Origin of the sequence: Rheinheimera soli (assembly GCF_021290985.1) — a bacterium.
Taxonomy (GTDB): Bacteria; Pseudomonadota; Gammaproteobacteria; order Enterobacterales; family Alteromonadaceae; genus Pararheinheimera; species Pararheinheimera soli.
The window spans coordinates 81,639-99,537 of the sequence record NZ_JAJOYU010000005.1 but is presented as its reverse complement, the minus strand read 5'-3'; the positions used below and the strand labels follow the sequence as shown (position 1 = coordinate 99,537).

Genomic DNA, 17,899 nt, shown 5'->3' with positions numbered 1-17,899 from the left:
CCCCTGGCTGCCTTACTGTTTTAAATCAATGGCTATTGCTTGTAGACCACACCTGCTTTCATCACAAAACTGACTTTCCCCATCAGTTGAATATCCTGCAGCGGGTCACCTGGTACAGCCACTAAATCAGCAATTTTACCTACAGTGACAGAACCCAGCTCCTGGTCCACCTTTAACAGACGAGCCGCTGTAATAGTAGCCGACTGAATAGCTTCCAAAGCAGGCATACCAGCCTCTGTCATAAAGACAAATTCACGCCAATTATCACCATGAGCTCCCACTCCGGCATCAGTACCAAAGGCAATTTTAACCCCTTCTTTGTAAGCTGTAGCAAAGGTTTGCTGGATTTTTGGACCTATAGCTGCAGCTTTTGGCCGAACCAGCTCTGGGAAAAAGCCCGGAATCGCAGCCTTTTCTGCGGCCCACTTACCTGCACTGATGGTTGGCACATAATAAGTGCCATGTTTTTTCATCAGTTTCATGGTGGCTTTATCCATTAAAGTACCGTGTTCTATCGAGTCCACACCGGCTTCGATGGCTCTGTCCATGCCTTCTTTACCATGCGCATGCACTGCCACTGTCATGCCATAATCTTTGGCTGTCTCGACAATAGCTTTCAGCTCTTCTCTGTTAAACTGTGGATTCGAGCCACTTTTTGCCACACTCAGTACGCCACCTGTAGCAGTGATTTTGATCAGATCTGCACCTTCTTTGTAGCGCTGACGCACCGCTTTACGTGCTTCATCCGGGCCATTCACCACGCCGTCTTTTGGACCTGGATCGCCCATCAGCTCATAAGCTATGCCGTTGCTTGGATCTGCATGCCCCCCTGTAGTGGCAATAGATTTACCCGCGGTATAAATACGAGGGCCTATGACATAGCCCGCTGTGATAGCTTTACGCAGAGCTGTGCTGGTGTGATGACTGGTCCCCAGCTCTCTCACTGTAGTAAAGCCTGACAATAAAGTCTTTTCGGCATAAGTAGCACCACGTAAGGCAACATCAGCTTCATTCAACAAAAAAGCTTCAGTATAAGTACCGGGGTTCATCTGAGTGGAAAAATGAGTATGCATATCCATTAAGCCAGGCATCAGCGTATGACTTTTCAAATCTATGACCTGATCATCGGCTGCCGGGGTTTTATAACCTGACTCCACGGCGATAATTTTGTCGTTTTCAATGATGACTGTCTGTTGTGTCAATACTTTATCAGTGTCTGCTGTGATCAGTTTGCCGGCGTGGATCAGGGTGGCACTCTGGGCTGTTCCAGCGATCAGTAACGCGCTGGCAACGAGGGTCAATTGGAATTTCATTCGCTCTCCTGTTGGATAAACACAGCTTTTTCCAGCTGCTTGTGCAACGACTATGAAACAGGAATGCTAAAGCAGCAAGAGCAGAAAAAATGAATGCGATACAGAGCCTTAGATCCGAGATTAACGGCTAATCCAGAGTTCCGAGCACAAAACTCATACCAGCGGAATCGATCTGCAGTGTAGTTTTTCCTTCTACCTGGACAGGCAAAGCCAAATCAACCAACTGATAATAAGCCGCTCTGCTGAATTTCGCCGTTAAACCTCGCCACAACTGCACATAAGGCAAACACTGACCATCAGGCTGAGCCTGCAAAAACAACGGATATTCAGCGGTAATTAATACTTGTTCGCCTAAATTAGTGGTCGCAATAAGCACAGGTGTATCATCGGTTTGCGGCTCTATAGCCACTATGACAAAGGCAGCATCCTCCACCTGAATACGGACTTTTTCAACAGGAGTCAGCAGGAAATACTCTTGTTGTTGTCGGGTGAGCACAGAAGCAAAAAGTTGAATAAGTTCTGGCCGCAGGATTTTAGAATCCAGATAGAACCAAAAACCGTGTCGATCGATACGAATAGGGATATCACCGCAAAAAGCTGGATCCCAAAGTTCAACAGGGGCTAAATGAGGCTGTTGTAAAGACAACTGCAGTTGTTTCAAATCCATAATGTTGCAACTAACAAGGGAAAGACAAACAAAGCATAACAACAGAATGGCGACAGAGGAAATTGGAGTGACTGCTGATGAAGCTCGAACCCAAGCTTCCAGAGGAAATTGGAAAAGTGGGGTGACTGATGGGGCTCGAACCCGAGGTTCCGGAGGAAAGTAGGAAATTGGGGTGACTAACGATGAAGCTCGAACCCGAGGTTCCGGAGGAAAGTGGGAAATTGAGATTTAGAAATTGGGGTGACTGATGGGGCTCGAACCCACGACAACCGGAATCACAATCCGGGACTCTACCAACTGAGCTACAGTCACCACAAGCGGCGCGAATTCTAGCGAAATTCCTGATTGAAGCAAAGCTATTTTTACAAAACAAAGCCCTAAGCCTTGTTTGGCTTGGGTCGGAGCACTGGCTGTGCTAGGGTATGGCCGTCAGACCAGCTGACAGTTATCTAAGCAGTGGCTCGAAAATGGAGAAGGATATGCAACAATTTCTGGATTTTTTGGAAAAAAATCAGCAATTGATTTTAAGTTACAGCGTCAAAGTACTGGTTGCTTTAGTCATTTTATATCTGGGTCGCTGGCTGGCTAAAAGCCTGACCCGCATGCTGGAAAAAGCCTTACTGCACAAAAAAGTAGACCGAGCTGTCGTGTCTTTTTTAAGTGGCATTATTCAGGCCGCCATTATGGTCGCCACTGTTCTGATTGCCCTGTCACAAGTGGGCATTCAAACCGCCTCTTTTATCGCCATTTTGGGTGCTGCAGGTTTAGCTATAGCTTTGGCCTTGCAAGGTTCTTTATCTAACTTTGCATCTGGTGTACTGATCATTTTATTCCGGCCTTTCCGTGCTGGAGATTTTGTCGATGCCGCCGGGGTTTCTGGCGTGGTAGAAAAAATTGAGATTTTCCAGACTGTACTAAAAAGTGCAGACAACAAACGCATTATTGTGCCCAACTCTCAAATTACCGGCTCAGCCATTATCAACTACTCTGCCGAAACAACCCGCAGAGTGGATTTAACTGTCGGCATCAGTTACGACTCAGATTTGAAAAAGGCCAAAGAACTGCTGGAACAAATCCTGAAATCAGACAGTCGTATTCTCGCTGAGCCAGCCCCAGTCATTGCTGTTGGTGCTTTAGCCGACAGTTCAGTCAATATTTTAGTACGTCCATGGGTAAATGCAGCCGATTATTGGCCTGTGTACTGGGGCACTCTGGAAAAAATCAAGCTGACCTTTGATGAACATCAGATTGTGATCCCCTTTCCACAAATGGACCTGCACCTCAAAAAGGAAAAGTAAGGTATGAAAAAAACTCTCTGCTCCCTGTCAGCTCTGGGCAGTCTGTTGGTTTTGAGTGGCCTTTTGACAGTACAGGCCGACGAAAGCTCGTCCAATACGGCAAAGTTGGGCTGGAGTACCTCTGCGGAACTCGGTGCTATTACGACCTCTGGTAACACCAAAGGTACTTCTATCACAGGGAAAGTAGATGCCAAACAAGAATTGGAACAGTGGTCGAACGACTACACTTTCAGCGCCTTTTTTAAGCGTGACGAAACTACAGCAGACGACGGTCAGACACTGGTGGAAACCTCAGCTGAAAAATACGCGGCTTCAGCCAAAGGCGGTTATAAGCTGGATAAAGAGTCTGCCCGATTATTCGTCTATGGCTCACATGTGAGCGACCGTTTTGGTGCTTACACCGAATACACTACAGTGGCTATAGGTTATGGCGATGAACTATTTAAAACCGAGACTATGTCGCTGGAAGGTGAAGTAGGTCCTGGTTATTACAGAGGCAAAACCGATCTGGAAGCAACTGAAAATGGCATGATAGTGCGTGGTGCTGCCACCTATCGCTGGCAAATCAGTGAGTCTGCCCGCTTTAAACAAACCGTCAGTCTGGAGTACGGTGAAGACAACAGGCGTTCTATTGCTGAGTCTTCGCTGACCGCAAAAATTAACGGCCGGATGCAAATGAAAGCCGCTTTTTTAGTACAAAACGACTCCAAAGTACCAGTAGGTAAGAAGAAAACCGATACCCAAACCTCTTTAACTTTTGTGTATTCGTTTTAATCAGCCTGTTTTTAATACTGCGGGGCGCGGTTTAACCGCGCCGCCAGCAACAAAGCTACAGCTTCAAGTACGACTATTACAACCAGCCTTTTTGTCGGGCTATGCGCGCAGCATCCACTCTATTGGCTGCGTTTAACTTGCTAATAGCTTCCGACAAATAATTCCGGGCTGTGCCCTCCGCTATATAAAGTGCAGCAGCAATTTCGGCCGTGCTTTTTCCTTCGGACGCTAATCGTAAAGCCCTGCGCTCCTTATCACTTAAAGGGTCGTGCTCTCCCAAAGCTGATAATGCCAGTTCAGCATCTATCACTCTTTTACCGGCCATCACCTGATAAATAGCCTGTACCAGTTGTTCAGAAGGTGCGTCTTTGAGTAAAAAGCCCTGCACCCCAGCGGCGATAGCGCGTTGAATATAACCAGCCCGACCAAAAGTAGTGATCACTATCACTTTGATTTTGCTTTGCTGCTGTTGCAGAGAAAGCGCTAATTCCAGTCCACTGCGGCCTGGCATCTCAATATCGGTCAATAGCACATCAAAGCTCTGCTGCTTTAACAGCTGCAGTGCCTGATCGCCGTCTGCAGCCTGAGTAATATGAAAGTCTTTGTTTAACCCCAATAAGGCAGCCAAAGCCCCTCTGACCATGGCCTGATCTTCTGCCAGTAAAATACGCATCAGGACTCCTTTGGCAAAGTAAAACTAAAACTACTGGGCGACAGTTGCCATTCCAGAGTGCTGTTCAGCGCAGCTAAACGCTCTTGTATACCTGTTAAACCATTACCCTGAGCCAATTCACTGACCTTGCCATTATCCGACACCATCAGCTGATTTCCCTGCTCAGTTTCGCTAAAACGGATCTGCACTTCATCCCCATTGCTATGTTTTAACACATTGGTCACCAATTCCGTCAGGATCAGCACTACTGCTGTTTCCTCCCGGGCAGAAAGAACAGGAACTTCCCCCTGAACCTCCACAGCAAAACCCGCTTCACGCAGTTTGCTACTTAATGACTGCACTTCACCTGTTAACCCTTTATGCTTATAGCCTGAGACTGTCTGGCGCACCTGACTTAAACTTTCACGGGCAATAAACGCCAGCTCCTGCAATTGCTGACTGGCCGCCTGATATTGCTGCTGTTGCACCAACTTATCGGCTAAATCTGCTTTAAGCACTATGCCAGATAAACTGTGTCCCATAATATCGTGTAAGTCCCGCGCTATACGCTCCCGTTCTACCATAGTGGCCAGCTGTTTAATTTCTTCGGCACTACGCTGCTCTTTCAGCATAGTTAAGCGCCGGATCCGGTCGAGCACTCCGAGCACTCCGATAGCACATACCAGAGCTGAACCATACAACAAGAAATAAGGCGCACCTTTGATAAAGAAATGGTCCAGCAGCGCCAGCACTGCGACCAATACAACAACACCAGCTAAAAACTGGCGGAAGTTATAAGCAAAACCGATAAAGAAGCTGACATAAGCAAACATCGAAATGGAGCCATAATTCAGCGGAGTAATGGCGCTCGCAATCAAAGCCATCAGCACTATAGGTAACAACATCTCTGTGGTATGGCTGCGGCCAATCCAGTAGTAACAGCCAATAAAAGCCGCTAAAGCCAGTGTCATCCAGAAATACTGGATCAGGTTGTAATTGATATAAAAAAATGGGGCTATGTAGAACACCAAATTGACCAGGTAAACCCAGGACAGACGTTTTTCCAGCTCTAACATCACCTACTCCCTCAGCAGCAACAGGGGCTCAAAAGAGCCCCTGGCCATAAAATTATTAACGATTCTGACTGTAACTTTGTTGCTGATCCAGCAAGAACTTAGCCCAGCCGTAGGAAGGATCCACTTCCATAGCTTTAGTCCAGTCGGCAATAGCACCAGCTTTATCACCCAGTTCCTGCTTGGCTAAACCTCGCCAGGTGTACGCTTCTGCATGACCCCAGCAAATCTGCTGACAAGGCTGAGCATAAAGTTCAATGGCTTTGCTGCTCAGGTCAACCGCACTTTGTTTACTGCCACCAAAGACCGCTGGCGTATTGTAGGCGGTGATAGCCTTAATCAAAGACACGCGTGGATTCGAAGGTTCCAGCTCTGTCGCTTTCTCGATAGCTTTACCAGCTTTGGGGCCGTACAACGCGCCTTTTACCGGGTTATTGCCAATCTGCATACCATAAACGCTGGATAACAAAGCCAGACTATCGGCCTGTGGTTGCGCTGTTGTTAACTGCTCCAACACAGACTGAGCTGAGTCTAAGGCTTGTTCTGCCTGATCTTTTTGACCTGTTAAGCCCGCTACAATAGACAAACGGTAGCTGGCATAAGCTTTGTTGTAATCTGCCGGATTTTCAGCAGCGTAAGCAGCCAGTTGTTTTACGTCCATGATGTTAGACGCAGCATCAATTTGTTCAATAGTAGCGGCCTGAGCCAGGGTAAAAGTTAAAGTGCTTAAAGCAATGAGTAAAGTTTTCATCTTGATAGTCCTTTTGCTGTTTCACCTTATTGGTGTGAAGCCAGTATCGGAAAATCCATAGAAAAACATCAGGCACAAAAGTCATGACTTGAGCATGACTTTTGTCATCAATCCAACCTCAGTAACTTAAACTGCTGTACCCCAGACCCTGCTGTTTTTCCAGCTTAATTTGCACCGGAATACGCTCTTTTAAGGCTTCAACATGGCTAATAATACCGATCATCTTGCCACTGGCATTGAGTTGATCCAAAGCGGCTAACGCGGTTTCCAGCGTGTCTGGATCCAAAGTGCCAAAACCTTCATCCAAAAATAAGGATTCGATGCGGGTTTTGTGGCTGACTAAATCCGACAGTGCTAAGGCCAATGCCAGACTGACCAAAAAGCTTTCGCCACCAGATAAGGTTTTAGTATCTCTGGCAGTATCAGCCTGCCAGCTATCCAGCACTTGCAGCTCCAGTTCAGCATCGGCTTTACGAGCGAGTTGATAACGGCTGTGCAGTTTATCCAGTTGCTGATTGGCCAGCCCCACCAGTTGCAGTAAAGTTAAACCCTGCGCAAAACGACGGAATTTAGCACCATCGGCTGAGCCTATTAAGCTGTTAAATTTATGCCATTGCTGCACCAGTTGTTGCTGTTGTTCAATCTGGTTGTACAGCTCTTGCTGCTGCTGCTGATGTTGCTGATCGCTGTGCAGCTGTTGTCGGCATTGACCTGCCTGTTCCAGTACAGCAAATAACTGCTGTTCCAGCTCTGTGCTTTGCTGCTGTAATTGTTCCAGACTTTGTTCTGTCAGTTGCTGCTTTGCCAAGGCCTCGATGTGCTGCTGCACTTGCTCTAACTGGCTTTGACAACGAATGCGTTCTGCTGCCAGCTTTTCTTTCAGTTCTGTCAGTTGCTGCACTTGTTGCTCTGTCAGTAACATGGCTAAGAAGCTGGTTTCGCTGCCAAACTGCTGTTGTTCCAGTTGTTTTTGCCATTCTTGCTGCAATGCCGTTAACTTCAATTGCAGTTGCTGTAGCTGAGTTTCACTTTGTTGCTGCTGCCCGGTTTTTTGCTGCAGTTCATTGCTTAATACACTGAGCCGTTGCAACACAACTTCAAGTTCTTGCTGTGGTGTTGCACTCTGACTGGCCGATAGGTGCGCTAAATCCGCTTGTTGCAATTTATCTAACCAGCTTTGGTACTGCTGCTCAGCCTGTTGCTGCTGCATCAGCGCTTTATCCAGTTGCTGACTCTGTCGTTGCAACTCTTGTTGCCACTGCTGCCATTGCTTCGCTTGCTCTGCCCACTGCTGCCAGATCTGCTGTTGTTGCTCTGCGGCTGGCAGAGCAAAACCAAAAGGTAGCAACTCTTGCTGCCACTGCTGTTCCAGTTGCTGTAACTGCAACTGGTTTTGCCGCAGCGCTGCAGTGAACTGCTGCTGTTGTTGTTGTTGCTGCGTCAGTTGTTGTTGCAGCAGTTGCTGCTGATGTGCCAGTTCATGCTGCTGCTGTTGCCAGAGTTGACGTTGCAGCAGCTGTTGCTCTGTCTGCAGCTGTTGCTCCAGTCCCTGCTGAGCCTGCTGCTGGAACTGCTGCAGTAAGGCTTTTTTTAAGCTGGCCTGCTGCAATTGCTGCTGCTCTGTCTCTGGCAGGTTGTGCAATAATTCAGTCCATTGTTCACTTTGCTGCTTAATATCTGCGGCAAGTTGTTCCAACTGATAGTGCCGGGCTTTTTGTTGCTCTTCCAGTTGTAGCTGCTTCTCACGTAAGGCTTTGCCCTGCTCTTCAACATGCTTCAGTTCAGCCGTTAAAGCCGCCAATTCTGTTTCGGTCTGGCTTAAATCCAGTGCCTGATAACTAGTGATAGCAGGATGTGTGGTGCTGCCACAAAGCGGGCATTCGTCGCCTGGTTGCAGCTTGGCTCTGTGACTGCTGAGTTGTGCAATCAGCCGCTCTTGCTGCACCAGTTTTTGTTTATCAGCTACTCTGTCGCTATACAACCTGAACTGCTCACGTAGAGCCGAGACTTGTTGCTGCAACTGCTGGCTGTCGCTTTGTTTTTGTTGCAGTTCCTGCTGTTCTTTTTGCTGTTGTTGCTGTTTTTGTTGTAACCCGGCGGCAACCCTCAGCAATAACGGGTAAGTGTGCAGCTGATTTTTGCAATCTTGTACTTGCTGTTGCAATTGTGGCAGTTCAATGGCGAAAGCCGGAGTGCTCTGTTGCAATTGAAGATCCAGTTGCTGTAATTCGACGCTTACCTGCTGCAACTGCTGCTCTATTTGCTGAGTGTCAGCCTGAGCAAGCTGGTTTCGCAGAGCTTTTTGTTGATCTAACCCCTGCTGACGTTGCTGCAATAAAGGTTTCCAGCCTGCGACTGCTGCAGCCAGATCTGCACCCCGAGGTTGCTGTGCCAGTTGCGCTGTTAAAGTCTGACCCTGTTGCTGCAGTTGCTGAACCTGTTGCTCCACCTGCTGTTGTATTTGCAGGGCTAAGCTTTGACCTTGCTGTAACTGCAGCTGTTGCTGATAGTTTAAATCATGCAACTGACGGCACTGAAGTTGCTGCTGTTCTTGTTTTTCAGTCACAGCCGAACGTTGCTGCTGCAGCTCTTTGTACAATGGCAACAACACTGCGGCTTTTTGATAACTTTGCAATTTGACCAATGCACTTTGTTGCATGGCCTGCTCTTGCTCAAATTGTTGCTGCTTCAGCTCTGCGTGTTGCAGCTGCACCGCTGTCTGCTGTTGCTGCTGACGCCAGGCTAATAACGGCGCTTGTTGCTGCTGTTTCGTTTTCAGTTGCTGCTGTTGCTGTTCCAAATCAGCTAACTGCTGCTGTAACAGCTGGCGTTGCTCTAAATCCAGCAAGACTACACCTGAGGCTTTGGCCTGTAATAACTCCAACGCCGTTTTGTGCTGGCGGTTTTGCTCATACACCTGCATCGAAATCTGGCCATAAATTTCAGTGCCCGTCAGCTCTTCCAGCAGTTCAGCACGCTCGTTAGCAGGCGCATTTAAAAAGGCAGCAAAACCACCCTGAGCCAACAGCATCGATTTGGTAAAGCGACCAAAATCTAAACCTGTGATCTGCTCCGTCAGCTTTAGCTTTTCATTGCTTTTATCTGTCAGTATTTCGCCATCTGCTTTGGCCAGTTCTACTTTGGCGGCCTGTAAATTGCCATCCACTGCACCACGGGAACGACGTTGACTCCAAAAGGCACGATACCGCTGGTCGCGCACCTGAAACTCTACCTCAGCCAGACACTCGCTGGTATGGCGGGTCATCAGCTCGTTGCTGCTTTGCGACAAGAGTTTTAAGCGCGGCGTCTGGTGATACAAAGCTAAACAAATGGCATCCAAAATGGTGCTTTTACCCGCGCCAGTCGGGCCTGTAATAGCAAAAAGGTTACTTTGATCAAAAGGCGGCTGAGTAAAATCAATTTTCCACTCGCCTTTTAGTGAATTTAAATTTTGCAGCCGCACCGATAGAATTTTCATGGCAACACCTGCGGTTCTGGTTGCTGCAGCTGTGTCAGCACTTGCTGCAACATCTGCTGAAATTCTGCTTGTTCGCTGTCGGTTAACTCTTCAGCGGCAAGCCGTCGCTGCAATACCAGATCCGGTGTCATTTCATGCAAAGACTCTTGCTGATCAACCTGCAAAACACCAACAGCGGCCTGGCGTGCCCGACGTAGTTTTAACAATTCTACCGGTAAAGTCTCGAGATGCTGTTGCACCTGGCTTTGCAAATCACTCAGATAACCGTCGCTGCCCGTCAACACCAGCTCCAGCCAGAGTTTTTGTCCGGGTTGTAGCCTTGCCAGTGGCTGCTGCAATAAAGTATGGAGTTCAGTTAAGCTGCATTTCAGGCTTAACAGTGGCTGAAAACAAGGAATGGGCAGCAGCTCAATCCTGGCTTCAGCGCTGCTGAAATCCAGCAAGACCATGGATTTTTGCTGTTTTGCTTCATCAAAACTCAAAGGAATAGGTGAGCCGCTATAACGGATATGCTCTTTGCCTGCAACCAACTGAGGCTGATGAATATGGCCCAAAGCTATGTAGTCAAAATCCGGAAAAGCGCTGGCCGGAAAGGCCTCCAAAGAGCCTATATAAATTTCCCGTACCGACTCGCTGCTGCTGGCGCCTACTGTAGTCAGATGCCCTGTCGCGAGCAAAGGCAATTCCAAAGCCAGTTCAGAGCGCAGTGCTAGAGCCTGACTGAAACACTGCTGATAACAGTCGGCTATGGCTTGCTGCAATTGCTGCTGTTTATCACTGGCCTGCTGACCACTTTGGCTTTGCAGTAAATCGCGGGAACGCAAAAAAGGCAAAGCCGCCAGAATAGCGCCTGGTTCGCCCGCTTTGTTATTCAGTACCAGAAGATGAGATTCTGCAGCGCCCAGCCAACCTGGTACCACTTGGGTGTGCAAACAAGCCAGTAACTCTTTGCTTTCCTGCAATACAGCGACTGAATCGTGATTGCCACCCAGCATCACCAACTGGCAGCCAGTGGGTTGTAAGTCAACAATCAGTTGATGATACAACTCGCGGGCATAACTGGCAGGAGTAGTGGTATCAAAAATATCTCCAGCCACTATTAAGGCATCGACCTGATGCAATTCAATTTGTTGCTTTAGCCAGCCAAACAAAGCCTTGTGCTCGTCGGCTCTGCTTTTGCCAATAAAATGCTGGCCTAAATGCCAGTCGGAGCTATGAAGAATACGCATAAAAACTTGGATACGCTGCGCTATGCCGGAATAAGGCCAGCATAGCACAGGGCTATCACTTTCATAAGTTGCTCAGAAGCTGGTATCAACTGGCATCAAATAACAGCACTGCATCCAGCACTGTTTCACTGACTTCCCGATAAAACTCCTGATCAACATTGTCTATGGTATCTGTTGGCTGGTGATAATGCGCATGATCCGGCACACCAAAATACACAAAAGGTACTTGTCGTTTGTGGAATTCTCTATGGTCTGAACTTAAGGTCCAGTCCTGATGAGTGCCTACCCGCCATGCTGGTCTGTCATACCCAAGTAACAAGCGTACTGAACTTTGTTGCTGCAGTTGCAGCAGAGGTTGTTCCAACTGCGGATAATGATAAGAGCCGACCGCTATGAGTTGCTTATTGGTGTCGTGACTAAGCATATCCATATTAATATTCAGCCGTATTTTTTCAGGATTCAGCAGCTCTTGCTCAAATAGCATACGAGCGCCCCACATACCACTTTCTTCGTTATCCAACGCAGCAAACAGCATAGGGTGACGAGGTGGATGCTGTTTAAAATAACGCGCTATGGCCAGCAAAGCTGCCACACCGGACGCATTATCGTCAGCTCCATAATAAATCTTACCTTGATGCAAACCTAAATGATCATAATGAGCTGTCAGCACCAGCAAAGGTAAGGTGGGATCCGAGCCTTCAATCCGGCCCAACACATTAGCAGACCCTTTCATCAACTGGGCTTTGCCAGATCTCGGCTGATAAGGCTGTAAATAACCTTCTGTACCCGCTGCGACCACCCCAATAGCGGTGAACTGAGTCACTAGCCATTGCTGGGCTTTTAAGCCGCCTGGTTGACCTGTTCCACGACCCGCCAGCTCATCAGAGGCCAGGTAAGTTAAATCAGCCATTTGCTGCTGAAAATCCAGCCGCTGTGGCATCGCACTGACCGTAGGCAAGGGCTGAGACAGCAAGCGTTTTTGTTCCAGTTGATTCAGCTTTTCCAGCAAATGAGGATGAAAAGCGTAACCAAGGCCTGCAACAATCAAGACCAACCAAAGCCAAAGTGGAATACGGAATAACTTCATAAAAATCCTGACAAGCGGTTTGAGGTAATGCAGCAGACTATCGCAAACTGCATAAGCTCACCAGATAAAGACCACGAAAGATCTGATATTTCCTGTCGCCCGGCACTGAACTTGAGTGGTAAAATGCGTTTTATTTAGTCCTGTTGTGAGAATCTTATGCCACAAAGCCGTAACGCCACGTTTTGGTGGGCCATTGCCTCTGTGTTGGTTGCTATGGTGGTGATCCAGTCGGGTGCGTCGTTAGCTAAAACTCTATTCCCCATCATTGGTCCTGAAGGCACTACAGCATTGCGGGTTGGTTTTGCAGCTTTGATTTTATCTTTAGTGTTTCAACCCTGGAAAAAATGGCCAGCCAAACAGGATCAAAAAGCCTTGTGGTTTTACGGTATCAGCTTAGGCGGTATGAACCTGATGTTTTATCTGGCGATTGAGCGTATTCCTCTGGGTATAGCTGTCGCATTAGAATTCACAGGTCCCTTAGCCGTCGCTTTGTTATCGTCTAAACGTAAGCTGGATTTACTTTGGGTCGCTTTGGCGATGGCTGGCATCGCATTATTATTACCATGGCAAACCGAAGCAACGGCTTTAGACCCGGCAGGCGTAGCTTTGGCTCTTGGTGCCGGAGCCTGCTGGGCTGGTTACATTATCTTTGGCCAAAAAACTGGCAGTGCTGTGCATGGTGGTACAGCCGTGGCCTTAGGTATGGCTGTGGCCGCTTTATTTTTATTTCCTATAGGTTTAGCCTCAGCAGGAAGCACTTTATTCAGTTGGGCTGTAATTCCTTTTGCTTTTGCGGTGGCCCTGTTATCCAGCGCCATTCCTTATAGCCTTGAGATGGTCGCGTTAAAACGTTTACCCGCGCAGAGCTTCAGTATTCTGATGAGCCTGGAACCTGCTATAGCGGCTTTGGCAGGTTTAATTATTCTGACCGAACAATTGAGTTTGTTGCAATGGCTGGCTATTTTTTCGGTGATCGCAGCCTCTTTGGGGAGCAGCCTGACAGCCCGAAAAACACCGGCACCTGAGATGGTTTCATAAAATAGCTTTTGATTCCGGATACGACTGCTCTATGCTGAGATCCTGAAGATACGCAGCAGGACCCCGATGCGCATGCTTAAATCCTTGATGGTTACATTGGTTGGTGCACTACTGGCTTTGCCTTGCGCTGCAGTGCAAACCTTTGTCTGGCTGACAGATAACAGCAGCCAGACAAAACCACAGCAGTACCGTCAGGCACTGGATGTCAATGGTTTAACCTTAAAGTTATTGATGCAGGATGTCACAGACTTCCGGGCTGAACCCATACAAACGACCACAGAACGCGCTATGGCGATGCTGAAGGCCAAACCCTCAGCTTGTGCAGGCAACAGACTAAAAAATACTGAACGTTTAACCTTTAGCTATGCCACAGCCATTCCCCACACCGTATTCCCGGGATTAAGGCTTTACAGTAAAACCAACTCCCAAACCACAGCATGGCTCAAACAACAACTGAACAGCCAGCAGCAAATTAGCCTAATGCAATTGCTTCAAGGCGACAACAAATTGCATTTTGCGGTAGGGGGAGGTCGTTCTTATGGTGTGCAACTGGATACGCTGCTGCAACGGCCAGAGTGGCAGCATAAATTATGGCAACGCCGCTCTCTGGATATGTCCGCAGGTCTGATTGATATGCTGGTGCAAGACCGGGTCGATCTGCTGATTGAATACCCTAATGTCATGCAACATTATCTGGCGCAATACAGTGCTACCACAGAGTTAACCAGTTTTAGCATTGAAGAAGCTGAACCTTACATGCTGGGCTACATCCTCTGTAGTAAAACAGCGGAAGGGCAACAACTCACTAAATTTTTTGAACAACGCCTGCAGCATATCAGCCAACAAAGGCGCTATCTGGATGCCCATTTAGGCTGGGTCGACACTGCAGACAAAGAACAGCTGACCCGGCTTTACAATCAGGTATTTGGTACTTCGTTTTAATTCTGACGGCAGATTTTTTCAATAGCAGTAGTCTAACCACCAGAACCAATACGTACTGGTTGGACTTTCTTCACTTTTTCGCTTTTCAGCCATTGTGAAAAGCTGTGCTCCTCAGTTAATTTAGAGACTTCGGATTTACAACGCATTTTATGCAGGTTTTATCGATATGCAGCCAATTGAGGCACATAAACCAGACTTCAGTCTAGCAACAGATCTGACCGAACAGCAAAAGCTAAACGCGCGTCAGCACTGTTTTTATGGCTGCGTATTTTGCGGCTCTCCGGTGTTTCGCTACTATTTTCAGCCCGATAGCGCTGGCGCTGTGTTGATCTGTCATTTACATGCCAAACAACTGCGTACCACTTTGCTAAGCCCCAGCACATTGCTTGAACGCATCCGTCAGCCTTTTAACCAACAACGCATTAATAAACCAGGTTTTAGTTTTGACCCAAACCGCAGAGTACAAGTCTCTGTTGGGATGAATACGGTCTATGCTGACTTTGTAGCAGATAGCGAAGAGCAGTATTGCATCTGGGTCAATGGGCAGGAATTTTTTACTTTGCATGCGGAATCGGGTTGGCTTTGTTTTTCTTTTAGTTTGTCCGATAACACAGGCCAGCCCTTGATCCGGGTGGAGCGGGGAGAGTTGATACAAAGCCCGGAGCTATGGGACTATACCTATGAAATTAACACTCTAAAAATCAGAGACCTTCAGCGTAGGCTACAATTTACTGCTCAGTTGTGTAATGACAGAGTGTTGCTGACAAAAGGAAACTTCATCGATAGTTTTGGTGATGGTTTTGTAGTCGAAGGAAACAGAGTGATTGCGATGCTTGATGGCCAAAAAGGTGGCCAGTACATGCATCGTATTGAGCCTGGACGTTACAAAGGCGGCTGGGCCTTGTTTAATAAAATCCGACATCCGGAATTAGTGATGCCAGGCAATTTTGCTTTTGTTTGTGCGGCAAAACGTAAATACTCTGGCTCTGAGCGTTAAGTTTGCTCCTTCGCTGTGCGCTCTAGGGGCTAACCTGAGTTCATAGCTACAGCGCCGAAAGGTTGCACAGAGGCTAACAAAAACTAAACTTTATGAAGTTCTTCAATAATTACCCGGGGACACTGCCCGCCAATTTTTAAGCTATCTGGCCCGTCAGACAAGACCGGCAACGCAGTAAAATGGAGAAACTCGATGCAATTGAACTTAAAATCAAGCTTCACACTATTCGCCAGCCTCACGTTGCTCTCCGCATGCGGCGGAGGTGGAGGCGGAGGCGGCTCTGACACTGGTGGCTCAGGTGGTGGCGGAAATAGTGGCGGCTCAGCAGCTCCGACCTGGACTGCAGGCCAGTTCCGTGACGAATCTCAATTTAAAAACTTTTGCGTTTCTCCCCGTTCAGGAGCCGATCCATTTAATGGCGGCTTTTATCCGGATAAAGCCGGAACCGCCATGCACGAGAAAATGTGGTTACGTTCCTGGAACAACAGAACTTATTTGTGGTACCGGGAAGTTGCAGATATAGACCCAACCAGCTACAGCACTTCAGCGTACTTTAATTTATTAAAAACTACAGCCGTCACTGATTCAGGCGTAGCCAAAGATCAGTTCCATTTCACCCAAAATACTGCGGATTATCTGCAGCAATCTCAATCCGGTGTTAGTTCAGGTTATGGCATAGAATGGTCTGTAGCTTCTACCCGGGCTCCCCGCTCTTTTATTGTGGCCTACACTGAACCAAACTCGCCGGCAGCTTTGGCTGGCGTGAAAAGGGGCGACTTCCTGCTGGAAGTGAACGGCGTTGATTTTGTCAATGACAGCAGCAGCTCAGGGGTCAACACTATCAATGCGGGCCTGTTCCCTGCCAATACCGGAGAACAGCACAGTTTTAGATTCCGCACTGTGGAAAATACGGAAGTCAGCTATCAGCTGCGCTCTGCAGATGTCGCCTCAAGTCCGGTGCAAAATGCCAAGGTTATCAACACAAGCACTGGTCCTGTAGGTTATTTTCAGTTTAATAGCTATATAGTGCCGGCACAGCGCCAGTTGATTGATGCAGTGAAACTATTCCGCGATACAGCTATCTCTGAACTGGTAGTGGATTTACGTTATAACGGTGGAGGCTTGTTGGCGTTGGCTGGTCAGCTGGGTTATATGGTGACAGGCCCTGATATTATTCAGAACAGGTTTTTTGAACGCTTACAGTTCAACGATAAATACCCCAATACCAATCCGGTCACAGGCGACAGTTTAAGCCCAACGCCTTTTTATAACCGCGAAATTAACTATGAATCCGGCACCTTAACCAGCGCAGTATTGCCTAATTTAAATTTAAGCCGTATCTATGTTCTAACGACAGAAAACACCTGCTCTGCCAGCGAAGCTTTTATGAATGGTCTGCGTGGTATAGATGTCGAAGTGATCCAGATAGGCGGAAAAACCTGTGGTAAACCATATGGTTTTTATCCTACAGATAACTGTGGTACCACCTACTTCACGATCCAGTTCAGCGGCATAAACTCCAAAGGCTTTGGTGACTATGCTGATGGTTTTAAACCAACCACTGCGCCTGTATTTGCTGCAGATATCAAAGGTTGTACGGCAACGGACGACTTTTCCAAACAGCTTGGAGATCCTGAAGAGGGAATGCTGGAGACAGCCTTGCATTACATCGAAACTGACAGCTGCCTGAGCTCAACAGGTTCAGGAGTCAGTACTGCTGTCGGCTCTCTGTCTGCTAGAGGCGCAGCGTTGTCTGACGCTACTGCAGGTTCTGGCCCAGCGGTCAGAAATCCAGCAGAGAAACCTTTAACCAACAGCATTCGTTTACCAGTGAAGGATCAACAAGAGTGACCAAATTGATGTTTTTAAAGTACAGCCTGTTAAGTGGTCTGTTGCTGGGGATCAGCGCCTGTCAGCAGGTTCAGGCGGTGGCCGAACCTGCTGTGCTGACACAGACATCACCAGAGGTAAAGCTGGAGTTACAACAACAGATCCAAAAAGCCATAGGTGGGCCTTTAGTCCGGCTGGCCGATAATGCTTATTTGTTTGAAAGCCAAATCTGGATTGAATCTGTTGTACTAAAAGACGATAAAGGCCGCCCTTTGGACGGCCGCCATATAGATTTAGCCAACCTCTTTGTGCTGCAAATTGACCAGGGACAATGCCAGTTGAGACACAATAAATCAGATCAGGTTTTTGTACTGACCAAAGCAAAATGCATAGCTGAGAAACAGCGTTTTCCTGAAAAATAGTTACAGCTCAGTGCGTCATACACCGGAGTTTACCGACTCCGGCACCACCAAAGACGCCGCAGGCACTGCATAAAAGGCGGACAACTCCCTCACTGTACGATAACTCACTTTTTTACCTGTCTCCGCTCTTTTGATTGTCGCCAGCGACACTCTTAATGACCGCTGCTGACAAGCGTTAAACAAATCCTCCTGACTTAAAAAGCGTTGTTGTCTTAATGATTTAAGTAACTCAACTTTTAATACCAGAGCTTCTTGCATAAGGCGTTCACTCCATGGACCAGAAAAGAGAAATGGCAGAACCAAAGCCAGACCACATTGTAAAAGGCTTTGTTTTCAAAAAAGAGACAA

16 protein-coding genes and 1 tRNA gene are annotated in these 17,899 nt (G+C 47.6%); 7 read left to right on the top strand and 10 right to left on the bottom strand.

Features of this window, described 5'->3' with window-relative positions:
* Positions 1-32: 32 nt before the first annotated feature.
* The 3 genes from LSG37_RS05590 to LSG37_RS05580 form a co-directional block, all read right to left on the bottom strand.
* Positions 33-1,313, bottom strand: a complete 1,281-nt coding sequence (locus LSG37_RS05590; protein WP_233078944.1) for a metal-dependent hydrolase family protein — start codon at positions 1,311-1,313, stop codon at positions 33-35.
* 127 nt (positions 1,314-1,440) lie between these two features.
* Positions 1,441-1,980: a DUF1285 domain-containing protein gene (locus LSG37_RS05585; RefSeq protein WP_233078943.1), complete on the bottom strand. Its 540-nt coding sequence runs from the start codon at positions 1,978-1,980 to the stop codon at positions 1,441-1,443.
* 236 nt (positions 1,981-2,216) lie between these two features.
* A tRNA-His gene (locus tag LSG37_RS05580) sits at positions 2,217-2,292 on the bottom strand.
* A 167-nt stretch (positions 2,293-2,459) separates the two neighbouring features.
* Here LSG37_RS05580 and LSG37_RS05575 point away from each other — a divergent pair.
* Both LSG37_RS05575 and LSG37_RS05570 read left to right on the top strand, forming a co-directional pair.
* The gene (locus tag LSG37_RS05575) at positions 2,460-3,278 is read left to right on the top strand and encodes a mechanosensitive ion channel family protein (RefSeq protein ID WP_233078942.1); all 819 of its coding nucleotides are present in this window, start codon (positions 2,460-2,462) and stop codon (positions 3,276-3,278) included.
* A gap of 3 nt (positions 3,279-3,281) precedes the next feature.
* A complete protein-coding gene (locus LSG37_RS05570; protein WP_233078941.1) occupies positions 3,282-4,052 on the top strand; it encodes a DUF481 domain-containing protein in 771 nt (256 codons plus the stop codon).
* 76 nt (positions 4,053-4,128) lie between these two features.
* On the opposite strand, the gene LSG37_RS05565 is transcribed toward LSG37_RS05570, so the two are convergent.
* The 6 genes from LSG37_RS05565 to LSG37_RS05540 form a co-directional block, all read right to left on the bottom strand.
* A complete protein-coding gene (locus LSG37_RS05565) occupies positions 4,129-4,725 on the bottom strand; it encodes a response regulator transcription factor (RefSeq protein WP_233078940.1) in 597 nt (198 codons plus the stop codon).
* Entirely contained in the window at positions 4,725-5,780 is a 1,056-nt protein-coding gene (locus LSG37_RS05560) for a sensor histidine kinase (RefSeq protein WP_233078939.1), read from the bottom strand. The genes LSG37_RS05565 and LSG37_RS05560 overlap by 1 nt, the downstream gene beginning before the upstream one ends.
* Positions 5,781-5,835: 55 nt before the next feature.
* Entirely contained in the window at positions 5,836-6,528 is a 693-nt protein-coding gene (locus tag LSG37_RS05555) for a tetratricopeptide repeat protein (RefSeq protein WP_233078938.1), read from the bottom strand.
* 118 nt (positions 6,529-6,646) lie between these two features.
* A complete protein-coding gene (sbcC, locus tag LSG37_RS05550) occupies positions 6,647-10,006 on the bottom strand; it encodes an exonuclease subunit SbcC (RefSeq protein WP_233078937.1) in 3,360 nt (1,119 codons plus the stop codon).
* Complete coding sequence (gene sbcD, locus LSG37_RS05545; protein WP_233078936.1) at positions 10,003-11,235, bottom strand: exonuclease subunit SbcD; 1,233 nt, start codon at positions 11,233-11,235, stop codon at positions 10,003-10,005. The genes sbcC and sbcD overlap by 4 nt, the downstream gene beginning before the upstream one ends.
* Before the next feature lie 85 nt (positions 11,236-11,320).
* A complete protein-coding gene (locus LSG37_RS05540) occupies positions 11,321-12,322 on the bottom strand; it encodes a M20/M25/M40 family metallo-hydrolase (RefSeq protein ID WP_233078935.1) in 1,002 nt (333 codons plus the stop codon).
* Positions 12,323-12,478: 156 nt separating this feature from the next.
* Between LSG37_RS05540 and rhtA the strand changes: the two genes are divergently transcribed.
* The 5 genes from rhtA to LSG37_RS05515 all read left to right on the top strand — a co-directional run bounded on the left by rhtA (position 12,479) and on the right by LSG37_RS05515 (position 17,551).
* Entirely contained in the window at positions 12,479-13,360 is an 882-nt protein-coding gene (rhtA, locus tag LSG37_RS05535) for a threonine/homoserine exporter RhtA (RefSeq protein WP_233078934.1), read from the top strand.
* A gap of 66 nt (positions 13,361-13,426) precedes the next feature.
* The gene (locus LSG37_RS05530; RefSeq protein ID WP_233078933.1) at positions 13,427-14,302 is read left to right on the top strand and encodes a hypothetical protein; all 876 of its coding nucleotides are present in this window, start codon (positions 13,427-13,429) and stop codon (positions 14,300-14,302) included.
* Positions 14,303-14,468: 166 nt separating this feature from the next.
* Positions 14,469-15,299, top strand: coding sequence for a PH domain-containing protein (locus LSG37_RS05525; protein ID WP_233078932.1), 831 nt, complete (start codon positions 14,469-14,471; stop codon positions 15,297-15,299).
* Positions 15,300-15,491: 192 nt separating this feature from the next.
* Positions 15,492-17,150, top strand: coding sequence for a S41 family peptidase (locus LSG37_RS05520; RefSeq protein ID WP_233078931.1), 1,659 nt, complete (start codon positions 15,492-15,494; stop codon positions 17,148-17,150).
* Positions 17,147-17,551, top strand: a complete 405-nt coding sequence (locus LSG37_RS05515; protein ID WP_233078930.1) for a hypothetical protein — start codon at positions 17,147-17,149, stop codon at positions 17,549-17,551. The genes LSG37_RS05520 and LSG37_RS05515 overlap by 4 nt, the downstream gene beginning before the upstream one ends.
* 15 nt (positions 17,552-17,566) lie before the next feature.
* Here the strand turns inward: LSG37_RS05515 and LSG37_RS05510 are convergent, their stop codons facing one another.
* Positions 17,567-17,809 carry a helix-turn-helix domain-containing protein gene (locus LSG37_RS05510; RefSeq protein WP_233078929.1) on the bottom strand — a complete coding sequence of 81 codons (243 nt, stop codon included), beginning with the start codon at positions 17,807-17,809 and terminating at the stop codon, positions 17,567-17,569.
* Between the last annotated feature and the right edge of the window lie 90 nt (positions 17,810-17,899).